The 14,026-nt window shown below is 60.3% G+C and carries 13 protein-coding genes and 1 pseudogene; 4 read left to right on the top strand and 10 right to left on the bottom strand.

Annotated features, from left to right (window positions below):
* Window positions 1-45 precede the first annotated feature (45 nt).
* Entirely contained in the window at window positions 46-960 is a 915-nt protein-coding gene (locus AB4O45_RS10650) for a LysR family transcriptional regulator (protein WP_460161380.1), read from the bottom strand.
* A gap of 169 nt (window positions 961-1,129) precedes the next feature.
* Between AB4O45_RS10650 and AB4O45_RS10645 the strand changes: the two genes are divergently transcribed.
* The 4 genes and pseudogenes from AB4O45_RS10645 to AB4O45_RS10630 all read left to right on the top strand — a co-directional run bounded on the left by AB4O45_RS10645 (window position 1,130) and on the right by AB4O45_RS10630 (window position 3,528).
* Window positions 1,130-2,356 carry an aspartate aminotransferase family protein gene (locus AB4O45_RS10645; protein ID WP_460161379.1) on the top strand — a complete coding sequence of 409 codons (1,227 nt, stop codon included), beginning with the start codon at window positions 1,130-1,132 and terminating at the stop codon, window positions 2,354-2,356.
* 251 nt (window positions 2,357-2,607) lie between these two features.
* A pseudogene (locus tag AB4O45_RS10640) lies at window positions 2,608-2,962 on the top strand (type II toxin-antitoxin system RelE/ParE family toxin).
* The gene (locus AB4O45_RS10635) at window positions 2,955-3,275 is read left to right on the top strand and encodes a helix-turn-helix domain-containing protein (RefSeq protein ID WP_039757682.1); all 321 of its coding nucleotides are present in this window, start codon (window positions 2,955-2,957) and stop codon (window positions 3,273-3,275) included. The pseudogene AB4O45_RS10640 and the gene AB4O45_RS10635 overlap by 8 nt, the downstream one beginning before the upstream one ends.
* A 94-nt stretch (window positions 3,276-3,369) precedes the next feature.
* Complete coding sequence (locus AB4O45_RS10630; protein WP_003228885.1) at window positions 3,370-3,528, top strand: YqaE/Pmp3 family membrane protein; 159 nt, start codon at window positions 3,370-3,372, stop codon at window positions 3,526-3,528.
* A gap of 141 nt (window positions 3,529-3,669) precedes the next feature.
* On the opposite strand, the gene AB4O45_RS10625 is transcribed toward AB4O45_RS10630, so the two are convergent.
* The 9 genes from AB4O45_RS10625 to AB4O45_RS10585 form a co-directional block, all read right to left on the bottom strand.
* Window positions 3,670-5,469, bottom strand: a complete 1,800-nt coding sequence (locus AB4O45_RS10625; protein WP_460161378.1) for a S9 family peptidase — start codon at window positions 5,467-5,469, stop codon at window positions 3,670-3,672.
* On the bottom strand, window positions 5,435-6,607 hold the full coding sequence (gene pqqE / locus AB4O45_RS10620; RefSeq protein ID WP_150743542.1) for a pyrroloquinoline quinone biosynthesis protein PqqE: 1,173 nt from the start codon (window positions 6,605-6,607) through the stop codon (window positions 5,435-5,437). The genes AB4O45_RS10625 and pqqE overlap by 35 nt, the downstream gene beginning before the upstream one ends.
* Complete coding sequence (gene pqqD / locus AB4O45_RS10615) at window positions 6,579-6,854, bottom strand: pyrroloquinoline quinone biosynthesis peptide chaperone PqqD (protein ID WP_056786642.1); 276 nt, start codon at window positions 6,852-6,854, stop codon at window positions 6,579-6,581. The genes pqqE and pqqD overlap by 29 nt, the downstream gene beginning before the upstream one ends.
* Window positions 6,851-7,603 (bottom strand): pyrroloquinoline-quinone synthase PqqC, encoded by a 753-nt coding sequence (pqqC, locus tag AB4O45_RS10610; protein ID WP_039757691.1) that lies wholly within the window; start codon window positions 7,601-7,603, stop codon window positions 6,851-6,853. Before pqqC ends, pqqD begins: the two co-directional genes overlap by 4 nt.
* A 139-nt stretch (window positions 7,604-7,742) precedes the next feature.
* A complete protein-coding gene (pqqB, locus tag AB4O45_RS10605; protein WP_252877004.1) occupies window positions 7,743-8,654 on the bottom strand; it encodes a pyrroloquinoline quinone biosynthesis protein PqqB in 912 nt (303 codons plus the stop codon).
* An 81-nt stretch (window positions 8,655-8,735) separates the two neighbouring features.
* Window positions 8,736-8,810, bottom strand: a complete 75-nt coding sequence (gene pqqA / locus AB4O45_RS10600; protein ID WP_003444522.1) for a pyrroloquinoline quinone precursor peptide PqqA — start codon at window positions 8,808-8,810, stop codon at window positions 8,736-8,738.
* Window positions 8,811-8,966: 156 nt separating this feature from the next.
* Entirely contained in the window at window positions 8,967-11,378 is a 2,412-nt protein-coding gene (gene pqqF / locus AB4O45_RS10595; protein WP_460161377.1) for a pyrroloquinoline quinone biosynthesis protein PqqF, read from the bottom strand.
* A gap of 38 nt (window positions 11,379-11,416) precedes the next feature.
* Window positions 11,417-12,211 (bottom strand): carbon-nitrogen hydrolase family protein, encoded by a 795-nt coding sequence (locus tag AB4O45_RS10590; protein WP_315435776.1) that lies wholly within the window; start codon window positions 12,209-12,211, stop codon window positions 11,417-11,419.
* A gap of 12 nt (window positions 12,212-12,223) precedes the next feature.
* The gene (locus AB4O45_RS10585; RefSeq protein ID WP_024014552.1) at window positions 12,224-13,906 is read right to left on the bottom strand and encodes a flavin monoamine oxidase family protein; all 1,683 of its coding nucleotides are present in this window, start codon (window positions 13,904-13,906) and stop codon (window positions 12,224-12,226) included.
* Between the last annotated feature and the right edge of the window lie 120 nt (window positions 13,907-14,026).

The raw sequence follows: 14,026 nt of genomic DNA, 5'->3' as shown, positions 1-14,026 counted from the left end.
CAAAGCCCCGCTTCGGCGGGGTTTTCTTTTGCCTGAAGAAAAGTTTCAGGCGAGCGGATCAAGGGGCGGCTTCGTTTCGCGGTCGATCACCTCTTCAAGCAATGTCCGCAGCAATGCCAACGAGGCCTGCTGGCGTTGCACATCACGGCACACCAGGCCAACTTGCAACGGCACCCGTGGTTCGCTCAGCGGTTTCCATAGCAGATCTTCATCGTCATATTCCTTTTGCGAACGTCCCGGCAGCACCGTTGCCAGCCTGGTGTGCGGCAGGCTATCGAGAATCCCCAGCATAGTGTTCAACTCGGCCTGCACCTGCGGGCGTCGTCCGAGGCTGGTCAGTTGTGCCTGCCAGATCTGTCGGATCTGGAACTCTTCGCCGAGCAGCAACATGGGCAGCTCAGCAGCCTGGCGCATCGAGACCTTCTTGAACTCGCGCAAGGGATGGTCCGCCGGGATGACCAGCGTCAGTTCATCTTCGTACAGCAACACACCGTGCAGACCGGGTTGGCGCGGTGGCAGATAGCTGATGCCGATGTCCAGGGAACCATTGAGCAGACGCCGTTCGATTTCCAGCCCGGTCAGTTCATAGATTTGTACCACCAGATGCGGCTGCGCCTTGCGCACACGCTCGAGCATCTGCGGCACAAGGCTGGTGTGCACCGTTTGCAACACACCGATCGCCAGTGTGCGCAGTGCCTGACCCTTGAAACTACCCAACGCCTCGCACGCCCGCTGCAAGCCATCGAGCAATGGCAACGCGTGGTTGTACAGCGTATGCGCAGCGAGGGTCGGCAGCAGGCGTTTACTGCTGCGTTCGAACAGGGTTACGTCGAGGTTCTGCTCCAGCTGACGGATCTGTTGCGACAGCGCCGGTTGCGAGATCGACAAGCGCTCAGCCGCACGGCCGACATGGCCTTCTTCGTAGACCGCGACGAAATAACGCAGTTGTTTGAAATCCATAAGTAGCGCTTATCGAAATGGCTGAGAAATCGAAATGGCCTGAAGCCGTTTGCGCGCCTAGTCTAACCGCATTCACAAGGCTTGCAGGGCCAGAAAGCGTGACGAATTCCATTTGCTTCGTTCGTGATTACATAGGCAGTTCAAAAAACCTCCAGCGAGGTTTTTCCGCATGAATCTGTTCAGTTTGCGGCGTCAGACGCCGAGTCTGGATGACCTCTGCTTCGAGGCGGGGCCATCCGCTATGACCGACCATCTCAATGCCCAACGCCTGATGCCCAGCGTCGATCGGCCGCAACAAGTGTTCGTTCGCGGCCAGGGTTCATGGCTATGGGACAGCAACGATCGCGCCTACCTCGACTTTTCCCAGGCCGGCGGCGCCAACAGCCTTGGCCACAGCCCCACGGCGCTGGTCAAAGCCATCGCCAATCAGGCCCAGGCGCTGATCAATCCAGGCTGCAATCTGCACAATCGCGGCATGCTCAGCCTCGCCGAGCGTCTGTGCGCCAGCACGTCCAGCGAACAGGCGTATCTGCTCAACAGTGGCAGCGAGGCTTGTGAGGCGGCGATCAAACTGGCGCGCAAATGGGGGCAGCTGCATCGCGGCGGCGCCTCGCGGATCATCATGGCTGAGCAGGGTTGTCATGGCCGCAGTCTGGCGACGATTGATCGAGTGCCATTCAACGACCTGCCGGCGCTGCATGCGGCGGTAGACGCGCAGACCGTGGCGATCATGCTGGAGCCGATCCAGAGCGATGCCGGGGTCATTCCCGCGACCGGGCACTACCTCAAAGGGGTCGAGCGACTGTGTCGTGACCTGGGCATTCTGCTGATTCTCGACGAAGTGCAGACCGGTATCGGCCGCTGCGGCAGCTTGCTCGCCGAACAGTCCTACGGCATTCGCGCCGATATCGTCGTGCTCGGCAAAGGCCTTGGCGGCGGCTTGCCATTGGCGGCTTTGCTGGCGCGGGGCACGGCCTGCTGTTTCGGCGTTGGCGAATTGTGCGGCACTCATCACGGTAATGCACTAATGACGGCGGCCGGTCTGGTAGTGCTCGACAGCATCCATGACCGCAGCTTTCTCCAGCAGGTTAACGACAGCGGCCAGCATTTGCGCGAAGGCCTTGCGCGACTGGCGCACCGCTACGGCCACGGCGAGTTGCGCGGCCAAGGCCTGTTTTACGGGTTGACGCTGTCCGACGAATGCGCCGACGCCGTCGTCCATGGCGCACTTCACGAAGGCCTGATATTGAACGCCGCGCAGCCTGACTGCCTGCGCTTCACCCCGGCCCTCACTGTCAGCAAAGCCAACATCGACGAAATGCTCCTGCGCCTGGGCCGCGCCTTCTCGCGAGTGCGCACCGCCCAAGTGCAATGTCGCAAGGGCATTGCCGTGTGAGCTGAGCAGCCCCAACCGATTACTCGAACCGTCTCGCGGTATAACGCACGCCCCACGCCTGATTCTTTTGGCGTGGGGCGTTTTTTTTGTGGCCGGGTTTTACAGACGTGATTTAGAGCTTGAGGGATCGTACTGTGGATGGTCTTTTAGAGAATGCCAGCAAGGGATGCGGCTACGGCCAGATCGGTATCACCGAAAAAGCCGTTTTGCGATCTGTACCACTAGGTGGTATGTTTTTGGAAGGGATACCTATGCCATTGAGGCTGTTCAAGACCAAACGCTTCGCCCTCCAGGCCAGTAGGCGTGGATCACAGATGAAGAGTTGCAAGAGGCGTTTCACCAGATGCTTCAGGGACAGGCGGACAATCTTGGCGGAGGCGTGTGGAAGAAGCGCTTGAAGGCGAACCGTCACCGTTCGATTGTTTTGGCAAATGTGGACGTCACTGGATCTACCAAGTGCTTTTCGCCAAGCAGGATCAAAGCAATATCACGCCAACAGAATTGAAGGATTTACGTAAATTGGCAAAGGTCTATGCGCAACTGACCGAAGCGCAGATCAGCGACTTGTTGGCGATGAAGGAGTTTGTGGAGATATGTCATGAGTAAGAAATTCAAAAGTGAAGTTTTTGAATCGATACACGAATCAGCCGGGGCGTTGCTTGCTGTCGGAGCAATAAACAAGGCAACGATGCGAGAATTCGATGACTCCTGTCTGGCATCGGTTCCCTTAGCGATCCCGGCTGAGGAGATCAAGGCGCTACGCGAGCGAAACAAGGTCAGCCAACCGGTATTTGCACGCTATCTCAACACAAGTGCATCCACGGTGAAGCAGTGGGAATCGGGTGACAAACATCCCAGCGGTATGGCGCTCAAACTACTGAGCATCGTACAAAAACATGGGTTGAAAATTCTCGCTTGAGCCTGACGAGCTATTGCACTGAACCCTGACGAACGGCGCGTGTCGATTAGCTTGTATGGCTCAAGTGAGCCAACCCCCATTCAGGAGCTGCCCCATGGATTTCATTCGTATCATCATCGCTATTCTGTTGCCGCCACTGGGCGTGTTTCTGCAGGTCGGGTTTGGCGGGGCGTTCTGGCTGAACATTCTGCTGACGCTGTGCGGCTACATCCCAGGGATCGTGCATGCGGTGTATATCATCGCCAAGCGTTGAGTCCAGCGGCGTCTGATCAATAGCTATCGCGGGCAAGCCCGCTCCCACAGTGTTATGAGTGATCACAATTTTTGTGTACACCAAATAACCTGTGGGAGCGGGCTTGCCCGCGATTGAGCGACGCAGTCTCAAAGTGAGGGCTCAGTCAGTTAGCTCCATCACTCGCCGATAAAACGTCCACTCCTGCTCCAGCGCATGCGCCTGGTTGGCCGCGCGGCGGAAGCCGTGGCGTTCGTCAGGGTAGTAATGCGCTTGGACCGGGACGCCGTTGTGCTCCAGCGCCGCGACCATGTCGCGGGTCTGTTGCGGCACGACCACCGCGTCCAGTTCACCCTGAAAGAAAATCACCGGCACGCGAATGTTATCGGCGTGCAGCAATGGCGTGCGGGCGGCATAGCGTTCGGCATCTCGCTCGGGATCGCCGATCAGCCAGTCCAAATAATCGCCCTCGAACTTGTGCGTAGCGCGAGCCAACGCGACCGGATCGCTGACGCCGTAGAGGCTGGCGCCTGCGCGGAAAACCTGTCTGAACGCCAGCGCACAAAGCGTTGTGTAGCCACCCGCACTGCCACCGCGAATGAACGCGCGGTCGCCATCGATCAAGCCCTGTCCGGCGAGATGGCTGACCACCGCGCAGGCATCCTCGACATCCACCTCGCCCCAGCGCAGATGCAGCGCTTGGCGATATTCGCGACCATAGCCACTGCTGCCGCGATAGTTGAGGTCGGCGACAGCAAAGCCGCGCTGCGTCCAGTACTGGATGCGCGGGTCGAGTATCGGATAGCACGCCGACGTCGGGCCGCCGTGGATAAACACCACCAGCGGAGGTTTCGCTTCACCGCTCATGGCCGGGTAAAAGAAACCGTGCGCCTCGCCGGAGCCGCTCGGATAACGCAAGGTCTGCGGACGGCTGATGCGTTCGGCAGGCAATGGAGCCACGCCGCCAGCGAGGATTTTCACGGCATGCGACACACGATCAATGGCGATCACTGCCGACGGGCTGGTCGGCGATGCAGCGATGCAATAGATGAATTGTTGATCCATCGCCAAGTGGCGGAAGCGGCTGTAGTCACTGCTGAAATCTTCATTTCCAAGGGCCAGGCGACCGAAACCATCCTCGCTCCAGCTGGCTAAAAATTGATCACCGACAGGCAGCCACGTGCAGCCGCCTAGCTGCCACGGCGCGGGAGCGTGATCGGCCGCGGCACTCGGTAGCGCGTGCAAGCCATCGGACGTTTCGCCCCACGGCTGCCAGTAGCCGCCACGGTCCGTCAGGCAACAGAGCCGCCCATCAGCGTCGAATCGCGGCTGCTGGATCGACTCCTCGATCTGCTCACCGGCAACACAGCGAGGCGCAGAAAAATCGCCTTGCGCGACCATCAAGCGCGTCGAGGTCCACGGCTGATGCGGGCGACTCCACTCGATCCACGCCAGCCGCTGGCCATCGGGGCTGAGCGTTGGTGACGCATAAAAATCCGCACCCTCGGCCAGCACCTGTCGCGTACCGGTCGCCAGATCAATTGCCACCAGGCGATGCCGATCCTGCTGCTCTTCAACCGCCAATACCCGGCCAGCGGCGAATTGCAGATCGCCGTAGCGGCAGTCAGTCGACGTCAGCGCGACCGGCTCGCCACCCAGCGCTTGCCGATACAACTGCTGATCCGCTTCATTGACGAAAACCACCCCGTCAGGCGTCAGACAAAACGCACCACCGCCATATTCGTACACGCGGCTACGCACGCTGAAGCCGTCCGGCGTAAGACGTTTCGCTACGCCATCGCGCCAATGCCAGATCCGGCATGCGGCATCCTCGGGGCGGTATTCATTCCAGAACACGCCATGGGCGCCGAGCTGCAGTTCGGCGAAGTCGGTTCCGGCGGCGACGGCTTGGGCTGCGCTGAAAGGCTCAGCCCTTGGCGATGAGGCGTGAGTTTCGTTCATTGCGAAAGGCCAGTTGTTCGATGGTTTGAGTGGCGGTCTCGGCTTCTTCGCGGGCCTTGAGGATCACGCCGTGATGTTCGGACTTGCTGCACACCGGGTCGGCATTACTGGCGTCGCCGGTGAGCATGAACGCCTGGCAGCGGCAGCCGCCGAAGTCTTTTTCTTTCTCGTCGCAAGAGCGGCACGGCTCGGGCATCCAGTCGTAGCCGCGAAAACGGTTGAAGCCGAACGAGTCATACCAGATGTGTTGCATGCTGTGATCGCGCACGTTGGGAAACTGCACCGGCATCTGGCGGGCACCATGGCAGGGCAGCGCGGTGCCGTCCGGGGTGACGGTCAGGAAGATGCTGCCCCAGCCGTTCATGCAGGCTTTCGGGCGTTCTTCGTAATAGTCCGGAGTGACGAAAATCAGCTTGCACGGATGCCCTTCGGCTTCCAGCCTGGCCCGGTATTCGTTGGTGATGCGTTCGGCGCGCACCAGTTGCTCCCTGGTCGGCAGCAGGCCAACACGGTTGAGCTGCGCCCAGCCGTAGAACTGGCAAGTGGCGAGTTCGACGAAGTCGGCCTCCAGCGCAATGCACAGTTCGATAATGCGGTCGATCTTGTCGATGTTGTGCCGATGGGTGACGAAGTTCAGCACCATCGGATAGCCGTGGGCCTTGACTGCGCGAGCCATTTCCAGCTTTTGCGCAAAGGCCTTTTTCGAACCGGCGAGCAGGTTGTTCACTTGCTCGTCGCTGGCCTGAAAACTGATCTGGATGTGATCGAGCCCGGCCTTTTTGAAGTCGCTGATCTTCTGCTCGGTCAGGCCAATGCCGGAGGTGATCAGGTTGGTGTAGAAACCCAACTGCCGCGCTTCACGGATCAGTTCGGCCAAGTCCTGACGCACCAGCGGTTCGCCGCCGGAAAAGCCCAATTGCGCCGCGCCCATCTCCCGCGCTTCGCGGAACACCTTGATCCATTGCTCGGTGGTCAGCTCTTTGCCCTGCTCGGCGAAATCCAGCGGATTGGAGCAGTACGGGCATTGCAGCGGGCAGCGGTAGGTCAGCTCGGCGAGCAACCAAAGGGGCAGGCCGACTTCAGGTTTCGGCGGTACTTGCACTGACGAATCAGGCAAGTTCGATCCAGTGCTGCGCACGGGCAACCTCCATGAATTGCTCGATGTCGTCACCGAGCTCGGGCACGCCGGGGAACTGCTCGTCGAGTTTGGCAATGATCGCCGCGACATCGCGCTCACCGTCAATCAAGCCGCCGATCAGTGCGGCGCTGTCGTTGAGTTTGATCATGCCTTCAGGGTAGAGCAGCACGTGACCTTTTTGCGCCGGCTCGTATTGGAAGCGATAGCCCGGGCGCCAGCTCGGCACTTTGCTGCGGTCGAAGCTCATAAGATGATTCCTTTATGCCAGACCCGTTGTTCGGTCACGCTGTGATACGGCGGACGGTTCAGTTCGTAGGCCATGCTCATGGCATCGAGCATGCTCCAAAGAATGTCCAGTTTGAACTGGAGAATTTCCAGCATGCGCTCCTGGCCTTCGCGGGTCTTGTAATGCTCAAGGGTGATCGCCAGCCCATGCTCGACGTCACGCCGCGCCTGACCGAGGCGGGTGCGGAAATATTCATAACCGGCCGGGTCGATCCATGGGTAATGCTGCGGCCAACTGTCCAGACGCGACTGGTGGATCTGCGGCGCGAACAGTTCGGTCAGCGAGCTGCTGGCGGCCTCCTGCCAACTGGCGCGACGGGCGAAGTTGACGTAGGCATCGACGGCGAAACGCACGCCGGGCAGCACCAGTTCCTGGGAGCGCAGTTGGTCCGGGTCGAGGCCAACAGCCTGGCCCAGACGCAGCCACGCTTCGATGCCGCCGTCTTCACCGGGCGCGCCGTCGTGGTCGAGCAGGCGCTGAATCCACTCGCGGCGGATTTCCCGATCCGGGCAATTGGCGAGGATCGCTGCGTCCTTCAGGGGAATGTTCACCTGATAGTAGAAGCGGTTGGCGACCCAGCCCTGAATCTGCTCGCGGGTCGCACGGCCTTCGTACATCGCCACGTGGTAAGGGTGGTAGATGTGGTAGTAGGCGCCCTTGGCGCGCAGGGCCGCTTCGAATTCGGCGGGGGACAGCGGGGTGTCGGTCATGTCTGTTCTCCGGGAACAACCCTGGAAATCTCTGGTGTCTGTGCTGGCCTCTTCGCGAGCAGGCTCGCTCCCACAGTTGATCGCATTCCATTGTAGGAGTGAGCCTGCTCGCGATAGACCGCGCAGCGGTCTCGATTGCTTAAAGCACGATACTCATGCCATCAAACGCTACTTCAACGTCACGCCGCGCCAGTTCGGCACGCTCCGGCGAATCCTCGTCGAGGATCGGGTTGGTGTTGTTGATGTGGATAAGTACCTTGCGCTGCTCGGGCAACTGCTCCAGCACTTCGAGCATACCGCCGGGGCCGTTCTGCGCCAGATGGCCCATCTCGCGACCGGTGCGGGTGCCGACGCCACGGCGCTGCATTTCATCGTCATCCCACAGCGTGCCGTCGACCAGCAGGCAATCGCTGCCCGCCATGATTTCCAGCAACGGCGCATCGACCTTGCCCAGCCCTGGCGCGTAGAACAGCTTGCCGCCAGTGTTGAGGTCTTCAACGATCAAACCGATGTTGTCGCCCGGATGCGGATCGAAACGGTGCGGCGAATACGGCGGCGCGGCGCTGCGCAACGGCAACGGGGTGAAACGCAGATTCGGGCAGGCGGCTACGGTGAAGCTCTGGTCGAGCTCGATACGGTTCCAGTCCAGCCCGCCGTTCCAGTGGGTGAGCATCTTGAACAGGGGAAAACCGGTGCTCAGGTCTTCGTGAACCATGTCCGTGCACCACACCTGATGCGGGCAGCCTTCGCGCAGACTCAGCAGGCCGGTGGTGTGGTCGATCTGGCTGTCCATCAGGATGATCGCGCTGATGCCGGTGTCGCGCAGGGCCCGGCCCGGTTGCATCGGGGCGAAGCTTTGCAGTTGCGCGCGGATGTCCGGCGAGGCATTGCACAGCACCCAGTTCACGCCGTCATCGGAAATGGCGATGGACGATTGGGTGCGGGCCTTGGCGTTCAGGCTGCCGTCGCGAAAACCTGCGCAGTTGACGCAGTTGCAGTTCCACTGCGGAAAACCGCCACCGGCGGCCGAACCCAGAATCTGGACGAACATGAACGCTCCATCATTTCAACGCGGAAAATAAAACGCCTCGGCGAGCCGAGGCGTTGCACTGCGATTCTGCGTAGGCAGAACTCAGCGGCTGGCGAAGTACATGGTGACTTCGAAGCCGATACGCAGGTCGGTGTAAGCAGGTTTGGTCCAGGCCATGAGATGTCTCCTTCTGAGGGTTGGGATAGCGCTATCCATAGTTATAGTCCACGGCAGCGCGGTGATGTTCCAATTAGTTAGGCGGCTATGTTACTCAAAATTTCAACGCCGTGACCCGTGAATCTTTGAGAAAGCTCCTTGCAGCCTCGGTAATGATCAGTTTGTCACTTGCCACGGCGCGTCCGGCATCGATTCATTGGCCAGGCAATGCCAGCCGCCCTCGGCATTGATCAGGCGCTGCGCAGCGGCCAGCAAAGCCTGGCGATCGAGTTGCCGGATCGCCGTGACCAACTGCTCCCGGTAATCCGACGAATGGCCGGCAAGTTTGCCTTGCCAGAGGAGTTCGGCGGCATCCTTGGTGGACAGTGTGGTGTCGTCGAACTGATCGGCGAGGCTTTGACGCTGTTGCTCGAGGCTTGCTTCATCGAACGTTTCGATCAGCGCGGGAATGCCGTTGAAAAACTCTTGAATATATTCGAGCAACTCGGCGGCCGAAGTCGTCGGCGATTGCACGCCAAACACAATCGCGGTCCTGCCGTGCAATTGACGCAGCGCGCTGAACACGGCGTACCCCAATTGCAATTCGACACGCAGGCGCTGATAGAAAGGCGTCTGGTACAACTGAGCCAGAAGGCGCCACGCTGCTTCATCAGCGATGTCGCTGCTGGCAGTCGGGCAGATCAGCAGCAAGGCGTGTTCGCTGGAGGCCGTGTTGATCTGGCTCCAGTGGTACTTGCCTTGGGCGATCGGTGTCACCGGTAGCTGATTGTCCGGTGTGCCGGGAATGCGGCTCAGCGCCAGGCCCAAGGCTGACTGGGTTTGTTGGTTAAGGCCTAGAGCGAGGCCGTCCCAGCGCGAAGTTGTCCACAGCTGATTGGCGTCATCGCTGGTTTCAATCGTGGGCAGGCATTTCTCTGGCAACGCTTCGAGTAGTTGGCGGATCGGCATCGACGGTATCTGCACCTCGTCGCGCGGCGAATCGGCGTCGATCATCGTCAGACATTTCAGCGCATGCTCGAGGATGCTGGGCATCGGTTCCTGTAGTCCGGTCATTTTCAGCAGGCATTGGTTACCTGCGGCGCTGAAAGACAAGTCCACTCCGGCTTCGGACGCATCCTGTCGGGTCTGGCGCAAACTGCGCTGCAATCTTGAGCGCAGATCGGCGCTGGCCGTCGTCTCGACCTGCCAGCGCAGGTAAATCGCGCCCTCATCGCTGTTGTCCGGCAGCGCCTGGCTGAACTGCATCGGCGATCGCTCGCGGCGACTGCGCGAGCGATCCTGGGCGAAGGTGCGCAGGCCACGGTGGGCGCTGGTCTGGCCGCGAATCAGCCCGGCGTTTGCCAGTGGCTCGCTGGCTCGCAGAAAAGGATTGGCGGCGGGCAGATGCCAATGATCGCTGAAGTTATCCACAACGCCGATTTCGCGAAGGATGTGCTCAAGTGCGGCAGCGCCGGATTCGGACAGGACGAATGCTTGCTGCTCAATGTCTAGGCGCGCCAGTTGCAACGCGCCGCTGACTTGCTGCTGGCGCTGAAGCAGGGCGGCGTATTCCTCGCGCAACGGCGTCCAGTCCTGACGGGCGAAGAAGCTCAGCCATTCCAGCAGGTGTTCGCGAATGGTATCCAGGCGGTCGCCGCCAGCATTGAATTGAAGATGCAGCAGCGCTTGGCCGGCGAACTGGTAAAGCGGCGTGGCTTTCAGGCTGTCAGCCAGACTCTGTTGATGCAGGTATGCGAGCAATCCACCAGGTTTTGCGCTATTCAACCAATGACAGAGAAAAGCCATCGCCTCGGCGGATGACTCGGGCAACGCGTCGAAAGCAAATAACAGGTTCGTGTGAGCGCCGACCTGTTGATAACTTTTCACTGCCAACGGTGGCGGTGCGGCCTGGGCAACTTTATCCCCAACCGGCAACACTGCTGCGAATTGCTGCGCCAGCTCCCGAAGCTCATCGATACTTTGTGGCCCGACCAGACTCAGGCTCATTTGCCCGGTTCGATAAAAGCGCTGATGGAAATCTTTCAGCGCCGACTGAAACCCAGGCGATTCGACCTGCAAGCTGTCCCGATTGCCCGCATGAAAACCGCGCAACGGGTGCTGCGCGGGTAAACCTTCATACAGGGCAAACTGCTGCTGTGCTGTCGGATCCTGCGACCAGGCGACAAATTCCGCCTGCAGCACTTCCCGTTCACGCAGTTGATCGTCCCGATTCATCCGTGGCCGGGCGAGCATGTCTGACAGACGCTCGAGCCCCGCGCTGAAGGACGACACAGGCAACTCGAAGAAAAAATCCGTGGTGCGCTCACGGGTGCTGGCATTTACTTGGCCGCCGTGACGTTGCACGTAGGCCATCAGCCCTTCGTCTGTGGGAAAACGCTCGGTGCCGAGAAACAGCAAGTGCTCAAGAAAATGCGCCAGCCCCGGCCATGCCAATGGCACGTCATGGCTGCCGGCCGCCACGCGCAACGCGGCAGCGCTGCGCTTGAGACCGGGCACGTGGCGCAGGGTCACGCGCAGGCCGTTGGCCAGGGTTTCAGAGTGGGGGCGGAGATGAGTCGGCGCGGGCATGGGCACTTCCAGAACAGTGAAGTGCCCATGCTAGCGGATTAGCGGCGGTTGAGCGCGCCGTAAAGCTCCGGGCGGCGATCGCTGAGATAGCGATTGGCCTGGCGTGAATCGTTCATCAGTTGTCGGTCCAGTTCGCCGACGATCAACGCCTCGTCCAGACCTGCCAGAGCGATGCGGCTGCCGTCCGGCGCGGCAATGCTGCTTTGCCCGCAATACTGGATATCGCCTTCATGTCCGCAGTAATTGGCGTAAGCCACGTAGCACTGGTTTTCGAAGGCGCGGGCACGCACGGTGACATCGGCAACGAAATCGAACGGAATCATGTTGGCCGTCGGCACCACGATCAGCTCGGCGCCGGCCAAGGCCAGGCGCCGCGCGTTTTCCGGGAACTCCAGGTCATAGCAGATCAGGAAGCCGAGCTTCCAGCCGTTCAGCTCAACCACCGGCAAGTCGGAGTCACCGGGGCTGAACATCGACCGATCGAGGTCGCCGAACAGATGCGACTTGCGGTAATTGCACAGGCGCTCGCCGTAGGCGTCGATCAGTTGCACGGCGTTGTAGATCTGCCCGTCGGCGGTGCGCTCGGGGTAGCCGTAGACGATCGCCAGACCCGCAGCCTTGGCAATCCGGCCGATCTGCTGCGCCCATTCACCGTTATAGACCTCGGCCAGCGTGCTGACCGCTTCGGCGCCGATGTTGTAGCCGGTCATGAACATCTCCGGCAGCACCAGCAGATCGGCGCCTTTGGCCTCCATCGCTACTTGATGCAGGCGATGCAGGTTGGCGGCGGGGTCCAGTGGCAGCGGTGGACATTGGTAAACGGCTACGCGCATCGGGGAATCCTCTTACTCGGGCAGGGCGATAGGGCCGATGTCTTTGAACACATCACCCGGTCCCGGGTTCTCTTTATGTGTGGATCCGCCGAAATGTTTCATGATCCCCCACACCGCGTTGAGCGAAGTCTGCACCGCGCCCTCGACCCACGCTGGTGTCCACGACACGTCGTCGCCGGCGATGAAAATCCCGCGCTGTTCGGCCGGCATGTCGTCCTGCATGAAGTGCGCGTACATGCGCTGGTTGTAGCGGTAATGGCCGGGCAGGGCGCCTTTGAAGGCACCGAGGAAATACGGATCGGCTTCCCACGACACGGTGATCGGGTCGCCGATGATCCGCGCGGCGATGTCGACTTTCGGGTAGATCTTTTTCAGTGCGTTCAACGCCAGCTCAACGCGTTTTTCCACCGGATGCGGGAGCATTTTCAACGCGTCGCTCATCCACGAGTACGACAGGCAGATCACCCCCGGCTTGTCGTCGCCGTTGTCGAACAGATAGGTGCCACGGGTCAGGCGATCGGTGAGGGTCATGCTCATCACGTCGCGGCCGGTCTCCGGATCCTTGTCCTTCCAGAATGGCCGGTCGACCATCACGAAGGTTTTCGACGACTGCATGTAGCGCGTGCGGTCGAGGGCCATCCACATCTTCTGCGAGAACAGGGTTTCATCGCATTCGATCTGAGTGGTCAGCAGCCAGCTCTGGCAGGTTGTCAGGACGGCGGCGTATTCGCGGGTGTCACCGTTGTTGTCGGTAACGGCGAAACGGCCCTCCGGTGCGTGAGCAATTTTCTTCACGCCGGAACGCGGCGCGCCACGGTGCAGGGATTTCAGGCTGGTGCCGGCCGGCCAGTGCACGCAGCGCTCCGGCACATGGCGCCAAATGCCCTGTGGCACCTGCTCGACGCCACCGACCACCAGATGTTGGTGATCGTCGCAATTGGTCATCACCACGCGGAAGATTTCCAGCATCGAATTGGGGAAGTCCGAATCCCAGCCGCCGGTGCCGAAACCGACCTGCCCGAACACTTCGCGATGCTGGAACGACAATTTGGCGAAGGCTTTCGAGGTGGCGACGAAGTCATAAAAGGTCCGGTCGTCCCACAGCGGCACCAGCTTGTTCCACAGCTCTTTCAGGCGCGGCACATCGCGATCGCGAATGGCTTGCTGGATATCGGAGAACTGCGAACCTGCTTCCAGCGCATCTGCCCAGGCGTCAGCGACTTCCTGGAACAAAGCAGGAAGATCCTTCAGGCTTTCGGCGTAATAGGTTTCGCCTTCCAGATCGATCACGGTACTGCCCGAAGCACCGGTCAGCGGGTTGGGGAAAGGCTTGGTTTCGAGGCCGAGCTTGTCCACGTAGTGATAGAACGCCGTGGAGGACACTGGAAAGCGCATGCCGCCAAGCTCCGCGACGATGGCGTCGGTACCGTTGAAGGCTTGCGAGCGCAGACGACCGCCGAGTTTCGACGCCTCGTACACCACCGGTTTCAAACCGAGTTTCATCAGTTCATACGCAGCCACCAGACCGGCAATGCCCGCCCCGACAATCGCCACCTCAGCGCCATGGTGCTGCTCGGGAATGCTCCCCAGGCCGGCGGGATGCTCGATCCAGTCGTCAAACGCGAACGGAAAGTCCGGACCGAAAATGGTGACTGGTTTTTTTCCGTCTGCAGGATGGCGGTTGTTCTTGTTCATGGCTGACCTTGTTGACGACCCGACGCAGGATTCGCGTCTGAGTATAGGAAAAGATGTCAGCCATTCTAGGGAGCGTGGAGCGCGTTAATAAGGCGCAATGTGTCGTCATTTTGCATGATT

It is taken from the genome of Pseudomonas sp. S2_B10 (genome assembly GCF_054668425.1).
This window is presented reverse-complemented; position numbering and strand designations above follow the sequence as displayed.

Bases quoted from the DNA above. Each gene is read 5' to 3' on its own strand.
- AB4O45_RS10650 (WP_460161380.1), bottom strand. From the start codon at position 960: ATGGATTTCAAACAACTGCGTTATTTCGTCGCGGTCTACGAAGAAGGC.
- AB4O45_RS10645 (WP_460161379.1), top strand. From the start codon at position 1,130: ATGAATCTGTTCAGTTTGCGGCGTCAGACGCCGAGTCTGGATGACCTC.
- AB4O45_RS10635 (WP_039757682.1), top strand. From the start codon at position 2,955: ATGAGTAAGAAATTCAAAAGTGAAGTTTTTGAATCGATACACGAATCA.
- AB4O45_RS10630 (WP_003228885.1), top strand. From the start codon at position 3,370: ATGGATTTCATTCGTATCATCATCGCTATTCTGTTGCCGCCACTGGGC.
- AB4O45_RS10625 (WP_460161378.1), bottom strand. From the start codon at position 5,469: ATGAACGAAACTCACGCCTCATCGCCAAGGGCTGAGCCTTTCAGCGCA.
- pqqD (WP_056786642.1), bottom strand. From the start codon at position 6,854: ATGAGCTTCGACCGCAGCAAAGTGCCGAGCTGGCGCCCGGGCTATCGC.
- pqqC (WP_039757691.1), bottom strand. From the start codon at position 7,603: ATGACCGACACCCCGCTGTCCCCCGCCGAATTCGAAGCGGCCCTGCGC.
- pqqB (WP_252877004.1), bottom strand. From the start codon at position 8,654: ATGTTCGTCCAGATTCTGGGTTCGGCCGCCGGTGGCGGTTTTCCGCAG.
- pqqF (WP_460161377.1), bottom strand. From the start codon at position 11,378: ATGCCCGCGCCGACTCATCTCCGCCCCCACTCTGAAACCCTGGCCAAC.
- AB4O45_RS10590 (WP_315435776.1), bottom strand. From the start codon at position 12,211: ATGCGCGTAGCCGTTTACCAATGTCCACCGCTGCCACTGGACCCCGCC.
- AB4O45_RS10585 (WP_024014552.1), bottom strand. From the start codon at position 13,906: ATGAACAAGAACAACCGCCATCCTGCAGACGGAAAAAAACCAGTCACC.